The 6,033-nt window shown below is 68.6% G+C and carries 7 protein-coding genes and 1 pseudogene; 5 read left to right on the forward strand and 3 right to left on the reverse strand.

Annotated elements, in window-relative coordinates:
* Window positions 1-568: pseudogene (locus WB508_RS11665) on the reverse strand (30S ribosomal protein S6--L-glutamate ligase); the annotation flags it as partial.
* Window positions 569-596: 28 nt separating this feature from the next.
* Between WB508_RS11665 and WB508_RS11670 the strand changes: the two are divergent.
* Complete coding sequence (locus WB508_RS11670) at window positions 597-1,070, forward strand: ATP-dependent zinc protease (protein ID WP_423845051.1); 474 nt, start codon at window positions 597-599, stop codon at window positions 1,068-1,070.
* On the forward strand, window positions 1,070-2,029 hold the full coding sequence (locus tag WB508_RS11675; protein ID WP_423845052.1) for a succinylglutamate desuccinylase/aspartoacylase family protein: 960 nt from the start codon (window positions 1,070-1,072) through the stop codon (window positions 2,027-2,029). Before WB508_RS11670 ends, WB508_RS11675 begins: the two co-directional genes overlap by 1 nt.
* A gap of 4 nt (window positions 2,030-2,033) precedes the next feature.
* Here the strand turns inward: WB508_RS11675 and WB508_RS11680 are convergent, their stop codons facing one another.
* Window positions 2,034-2,492: an Lrp/AsnC family transcriptional regulator gene (locus tag WB508_RS11680; protein ID WP_423845053.1), complete on the reverse strand. Its 459-nt coding sequence runs from the start codon at window positions 2,490-2,492 to the stop codon at window positions 2,034-2,036.
* Window positions 2,493-2,624: 132 nt separating this feature from the next.
* Here WB508_RS11680 and ald point away from each other — a divergent pair, with 132 nt between their 5' ends.
* Both ald and WB508_RS11690 read left to right on the forward strand, forming a co-directional pair.
* Window positions 2,625-3,722: an alanine dehydrogenase gene (gene ald / locus WB508_RS11685; RefSeq protein WP_423845054.1), complete on the forward strand. Its 1,098-nt coding sequence runs from the start codon at window positions 2,625-2,627 to the stop codon at window positions 3,720-3,722.
* A 44-nt stretch (window positions 3,723-3,766) separates the two neighbouring features.
* Window positions 3,767-3,994, forward strand: a complete 228-nt coding sequence (locus WB508_RS11690) for a hypothetical protein (RefSeq protein ID WP_423845055.1) — start codon at window positions 3,767-3,769, stop codon at window positions 3,992-3,994.
* Between the two features lie 11 nt (window positions 3,995-4,005).
* Here WB508_RS11690 and WB508_RS11695 read toward each other — a convergent pair whose 3' ends face one another.
* Entirely contained in the window at window positions 4,006-5,223 is a 1,218-nt protein-coding gene (locus WB508_RS11695) for an MFS transporter (RefSeq protein WP_423845056.1), read from the reverse strand.
* Between the two features lie 35 nt (window positions 5,224-5,258).
* Here WB508_RS11695 and WB508_RS11700 point away from each other — a divergent pair.
* On the forward strand, window positions 5,259-6,033 hold a 775-nt coding region (locus tag WB508_RS11700; RefSeq protein ID WP_423845057.1), incomplete at its 3' end, for an MFS transporter.

Genomic DNA, 6,033 nt, shown 5'->3' on the forward strand with positions numbered 1-6,033 from the left:
CGCGGATGTCGCGCCCCTTGCTCTCGGCGATGAAGCGCTGGATCAGCACGTTCTGCTTGGTGCTCTGCAACGTCTCGATGATCGCCTCGGCCACCTTGATGTCCGGCGCCAGGATGACGCCGATGCCTTGGGTGCCCTCCAACAGCTTGATGACGACCGGAGCGCCGCCGACCTTCTCGATGGCGGAGATCACGTCGCCGCGGTCGCGGACGAACGTGGTGGCCGGCATGCCGATCTGGTGTCGGGACAGGATCTGAGTCGCTCGCAGCTTGTCGCGAGAATTGTTGATGCCCCACGACGTGTTGGGGGTGTAGACGTCCATCTGCTCGAACTGCCGCACGACCGCCGTGCCGAAGTAGGTGACCGAGTTGCCGATCCGTGGCAGGACGGCGTCGTAGTGGGACAGCCGCTTGCCGCGGAACTGCAGGTCGGGCTCGTCGCCGGACAGGTCGATGCCGAAGCGCAACGTGTTCAGTACCTTGACGTCGTGACCCCGGTCCAGCGCGGCGGTCCGCAGGCGCTGCGTACTGTACGAGCGGGGGGCACGGGACAAGATCGCGAGCTTCATGAATCCTCAGTCAACGGAAGGGGCAGGGATGTCGGCTGATCCTTCCTACACCCTCGTCGGTTGGCGCGAATGGGTCAGCCTCCCCGAGCTGGGGGTGCCGTGGATCAAGGCCAAGCTCGACACCGGCGCCCGCACCTCAGCCATCCACGCCTTCGACGCCGAGGAGTTCACCCGAGGCGACGATCTGTGGGTCCGATACACCGTGCAGCCTTGGCAGGGCTCACTGGAGGACCCGCTGAAGGTCGAGAGTCGAGTCATCGATCGGCGTGAGGTGCGCAGCTCCTCGGGGCACGGCGAGGAACGGCTGGTGGTGCCGATGCAGATCACCCTCGCCCAGCAGTCCATCACGGTGGAGATGACCTTGAGCCGGCGCGACGAGATGGGCTTTCGTCTGTTGCTGGGTCGCGAGGCCCTCCGCCAGGGCTTTGCCGTGGATCCAGCCCGGTCCTACGTGGCGGGCCGGCCGAAGGTCGCCGTGCGACGCCGAAACCGGGGGCGTTGATGGTGCGTTCTTCGTTCGAGATCGGCACCATCCGGGTTCGTCCGGGTCTGCAGCGTTCGGTGTCGTTGCCCATCACCCGACTGGTCACCGGCGCGGACGTCGACCTTCCGGTGCGCGTCGTGCACGGACGCGAGGACGGCCCCACCGTCTGGATCAACGCGGCCATCCATGGCGACGAGGCCGTGGGCGTCGAGGTCGTGCGCCAGGTGCTGGCCGGCATCGACCCCAAGACGCTGCGCGGCACGCTGATCGCGGTGCCGATCGTCAACGTGCTCGGCTTCATGACCGGCGACCGGTACCTGCCCGACCGGCGCGACCTCAACCGCTCCTTCCCCGGGTCGGCTCGCGGCTCGCTGGCCGGCCGCATCGCTCACCTGATGATGAACGAGGTCGTGGCCAAGTCCACCGTCGGCATCGACCTGCACACCGGCTCGGACCGCCGCACGAACCTGCCGCAGATCCGCACCGACCTGGAGGATCCCGAGACCCGAGAGCTGGCCGAGGCCTTTGCGGCGCCGGTCATGCTGCACGCGCGGCTGCGGGACGGGTCGCTGCGCCACGCCGCGCGTGAGCGTGGCGCCAAGGTGCTGCTGTACGAAGCGGGCGAAGCCTGGCGCATGGACCCCTGGGCCATCGACGCCGGCGTGGTCGGGGTGCGGCGGGTACTGGCGCACCTCGGCATGGTCGACCCTGTCGACGAGGAGGCTCCGGCAGCCAGCCAGGAGAGCTGGCGCAGCGCCTGGGTGCGTGCCCGCGGCACCGGCATGCTGCACCTGGAGGCACGCCTGGGCCAGCAGGTCGAGAAGGGCGAGCGGCTGGGCGGGCTGTTCGACTCCTTCGGCAAGCGTGTGCGACTCGTGCACGCTGACCGCGACGGCATCGTCATCGGCCACACCGAAGCCCCGTTGGTCAACAGCGGCGATGCCGTCATCCACCTCGCTGAGGTCACGGCCACCTAGCGGTTCAGGCCGCGCCACCGCGTCGGTGCGCGAAGATCAGATTGGTCTCGGTGCGAGCCACCTCAGGCTGCGTGCTGAGTCCGTCGGTCACGAAGGATCGCAGCTCGTCGGTCCCCTCGACGGCGACGTGCAGATGGAAGTCGTCGGCGCCAGCCAGGTAGTAGACGTTCTGGACCTGCTCCATCACGGCCACCCGATCGAAGAAGCCCGCTATCGATGCTCGCGCTTCCGCCCTCAGCCGCACCGCGATCATCGCCTCGATCGGCCGGCCGATCCACGCCGGCTCCACCTGGGCGTGGAACCCGGAGATGACACCGCGGTCCACCAGCGCCCGCAGCCGGGTCAGGCAGGTGGACGGCGCGACCCCGACCCGCTCGGCCAGGGCGTTGTTGGGCAGCCGTCCCGTGCGCCGCAGCACGTCGACGATCCGGCGGTCGACCTCGTCCAGAACATCGTTCGCCATGCGGATTCCTCCTGGCAGGATCTACGACAAGTATCCGTCACGACGCACTCTACAGAATATTCTTCACCACACTCGACATCGAACCGCACTTCGTTCAGTGTGGAACACACCGTTCGAAGGAGCCTGTCCATCATGATCGTCGGAGTCCCCCGCGAGATCAAGAATCACGAGTACCGCGTCGCCATCACCCCGGCCGGCGTCCACGAGCTGACCCGCCGCGGCCACGACGTCATCATCGAGAAGGACGCCGGCCTCGGCTCCTCGATCCCCAACGAGGAGTTCGTGTCCGCCGGCGCCAAGCTGATGGACACCGCAGAGGAGGTGTGGGCCGCCGCGGAGCTGGTGCTCAAGGTCAAGGAACCCATCGCCGAGGAGTACGGCCGCATGCGCTCGGGCCAGATCCTCTTCACCTACCTGCACCTGGCCGCCAGCCGCCCGTGCACCGACGCACTCATCGAGTCGGGAACCACGTCGATCGCCTACGAGACCGTGCAGCTGAGTGACGGATCGCTGCCGCTGCTGGCGCCGATGTCGGAGGTCGCAGGCCGACTGGCTCCCCAGGTGGGATTCCAGCATCTGATGGCCAGCAACGGTGGGCGCGGTGTCCTGCCCGGCGGCGTGTCGGGCGTGTACCCCGCCGACGTGGTGGTCATCGGCGCCGGCGTCTCCGGCGTCAATGCCGCCGAGGTGGCCCGAGGCATGGGAGCCAGGGTGGAGATCCTCGATCTCGACGTCCGCAAGCTGCGCCAGGTTGACGCCCGGTTCGCCGGCATGATCACCACGGTCGCATCCAATTCGTTCGCGATCGAGAAGGCCGTGACCCAGGCTGACCTCGTCATCGGGGCCGTGCTGGTGCCGGGTGCCAAGGCGCCCACCCTGATCAGTGACGACCTCGTCGCTCAGATGCGCCCGGGCTCAGTGCTGGTCGACATCGCGATCGACCAGGGCGGCTGCTTCGAGAGCTCCCGCGCGACCACCCACGACGATCCGACCTTCATGGTCCACGACTCGATCTTCTACTGCGTCGCGAACATGCCGGGAGCCGTTCCGCGCACGTCGACCTACGCCCTGACCAACGTGACGCTGCCGTACGCGGTGGCTCTCGCCGACAAGGGCTGGAAACAAGCCACTGACGACGACGCCGCCCTCGCTGCGGGGCTCAGCACCCACGCGGGCGCTCTGCTGAACACTGCCGTCGGCGACGCGCTGGGGATTGACGTCGCGAACTGACGCGTCGGGCTGCTGATCGACGCTGGCCACGGTTCAATGGCCAGATGGATCGCTCAGACGACGACAGGCGCCGGGGCGAGCCAGAGTTCGACATCGCTGCTCGTTCGGCTGCCTTCGCCGTGGTCGCCGTGCTGCTCGCCCAGGTCACGTCCGCGTCGACGGCACCCATCGCGCTGGCCACGACCTTCTTGTTGTACCTGGGAGCGATACTCGCTGGACTGCGCACCGTCGTCGCGATCTGGGTCGCGATCTGGAAGCGCCGCCAGCGCTGACTCCTCAGCGGCTAGAGCTGGGCCACGGGGACAGCGTTGCGCAACGACTTGTTCGCGACACCAGCCAGGAGCACCGCACATCCGGCGGCAGCGACGGTGACGGCGAAGGCGGGGCGGTGGCCCGACTCGTCAGCCAGCCGGCCGGCGAGGGAGGCACCCAGTGCGTACCCGATGCCTGTGGCGCCCGCGAGCAGAGTCATGGCCGTGCCCACCCGGTGCAGCGGCACGAGAATCCCGGCGAGTGCGAAGTTGCTGATCATGTAGGGAGCGACGGCGAAGCCCAGGAAGCCGATCACCACGACGAGCGAGCCGATCGAGTCGACCAGCAGCAGCGGAGCCGTCAGGACGAGCAGAGCGAGTGCAGCGACGAGCTGACGCGTCGCGTACAGAATTCTTTCGGGCAGGGCGGCGATCGCCAGCCCCGCCGTCACGCTGCCGATGCCGAGTACCGCGTGGATCAGCCCGGCGATGCCGGCCTGACCATCGGCGGTCGCCAGCACCGTGGTGCCGGTCTGCACGCTGCCGAAGATCGTCCCGATGCAGAGCTGGGCTGCCACGAGCACCACGAACGGTCCCGCCCACAGCGGATCGGTGCCCTGGCCACCGCGCATCGTGTTGCGCGCGACCAGCGCCGACGTGGGGTGGATCGCAAACCACGACCCGAAGACCGCGAGCAGTGCCGCGGCGGTGACCAGCGCGCCCGCAGGCTCGGCCGCGATGGCCAGCACGCCTATCAGCGCCGGGCCGAGGACGAACGACGCCTCATCAGCAGCACCCTCGTAGGAGAACGCTGCGTCGACGAGTCGACGCTGATCACCCTCGTCGCGGGTGATGGGACGCCACCGCACCCGCGCGAGCGGACCGACCTGCGGGATGGCGAGGCCGGTGACGCCGGCAGCGACGAAGATGGCCGCCTGTGAGGCACCCGGCTGCGTCACGACGACGATGGCCACGAGGCCGGCGGCGCCCACGAGCGACTGCACCAGCACGACCGGCCGCTGACCGACCCGGTCGGCAAGCGCTCCGGCCAGCGGCGATCCGATGGCGTTGGCGACGGCCAGGATGCCGGCGGCGGCTCCGCCCACTCCGTACTGACCCGTCGTCGAGCTGACCAGGACGAGCACGCCCAGCTGACTCATGGCAAGCGGAATTCGCCCGAGGAAGGCTACGAAGATGTAGGCGGGCCCAACGATCCGCAACAACGCGCGGTATGCGGCAACTGCTGACACTGAGAGGCAACTCTAGCGGTGATTAGAGTCGTGTCATGACCACGACGGGCGCCCGGCTGCTGCGCGCCCGAGCCGCGACCTTCGTCTACTTCGGGCTCAACGGATTCGTGCTCGGCATGTGGGTCGTCAACATCCCTGAAATCCGGGAACGCACCGGCGCGAGCACCGAGCAGCTCGGCTACCTGATCCTGCTCCTCGGTCTGTCCGCCCTGGGAGGCATGCAGGTGTCGGGCCGTCTGGTCGACCGCGCCGGCAGCGGATCGGTCATGGTCGGATCCGGACTCGTCCTCAGCCTCTCGCTCGCCGGGCCGGCGTTCGCGACCAGCGTCCCAGGACTGGCCGGCGCCCTGGCTGTCGTCGGCGCGGCCAACGGTGCCGTCGACGTCGCTCAGAACTCCCACGCCGTCGAGGTCGAGTCCGGCTACCGCCGCCCGATCATGAGCGCCTTCCATGCCTTCTTCTCGCTGGGAGGTCTGATCGCCTCGCTGATTGGCGGTGCCATGATCGGCCTCGGCGTCGATCTGCGCTGGACCCTTTCGCTGGGAGCTGCCGCGGGGGTCGCCGTCGGCCTGTTCACCCGACACCGGGTGCTGGGACGCTCCGACCGCCCGACCTCCGAGGCCGAGCTCGCGCCGCGCGGTGTTGCCGCGTGGACTCCCCGCGTGCTGCTGATCGCCGTGCTGGCGTTCGCCCTGTTCCTCAGCGAGGGCGTGGCCTACGACTGGAGCACGGTGCACCTGCACGACACCTTGGGCGCCGACAAGACCCTCGCCGCCTGGGGATTCGGGGCGTTCTCGGTCGCCATGACGA

The organism is Aeromicrobium sp. (genome assembly GCF_049586495.1).
Classification (GTDB): domain Bacteria; phylum Actinomycetota; class Actinomycetes; order Propionibacteriales; family Nocardioidaceae; genus Aeromicrobium.

Coding starts and splice junctions, on each gene's coding strand:
- WB508_RS11680 (WP_423845053.1), bottom strand. CDS start 2,492: ATGGCGAACGATGTTCTGGACGAGGTCGACCGCCGGATCGTCGACGTG.
- WB508_RS11675 (WP_423845052.1), top strand. CDS start 1,070: ATGGTGCGTTCTTCGTTCGAGATCGGCACCATCCGGGTTCGTCCGGGT.
- ald (WP_423845054.1), top strand. CDS start 2,625: ATGATCGTCGGAGTCCCCCGCGAGATCAAGAATCACGAGTACCGCGTC.
- WB508_RS11690 (WP_423845055.1), top strand. CDS start 3,767: ATGGATCGCTCAGACGACGACAGGCGCCGGGGCGAGCCAGAGTTCGAC.
- WB508_RS11670 (WP_423845051.1), top strand. CDS start 597: ATGTCGGCTGATCCTTCCTACACCCTCGTCGGTTGGCGCGAATGGGTC.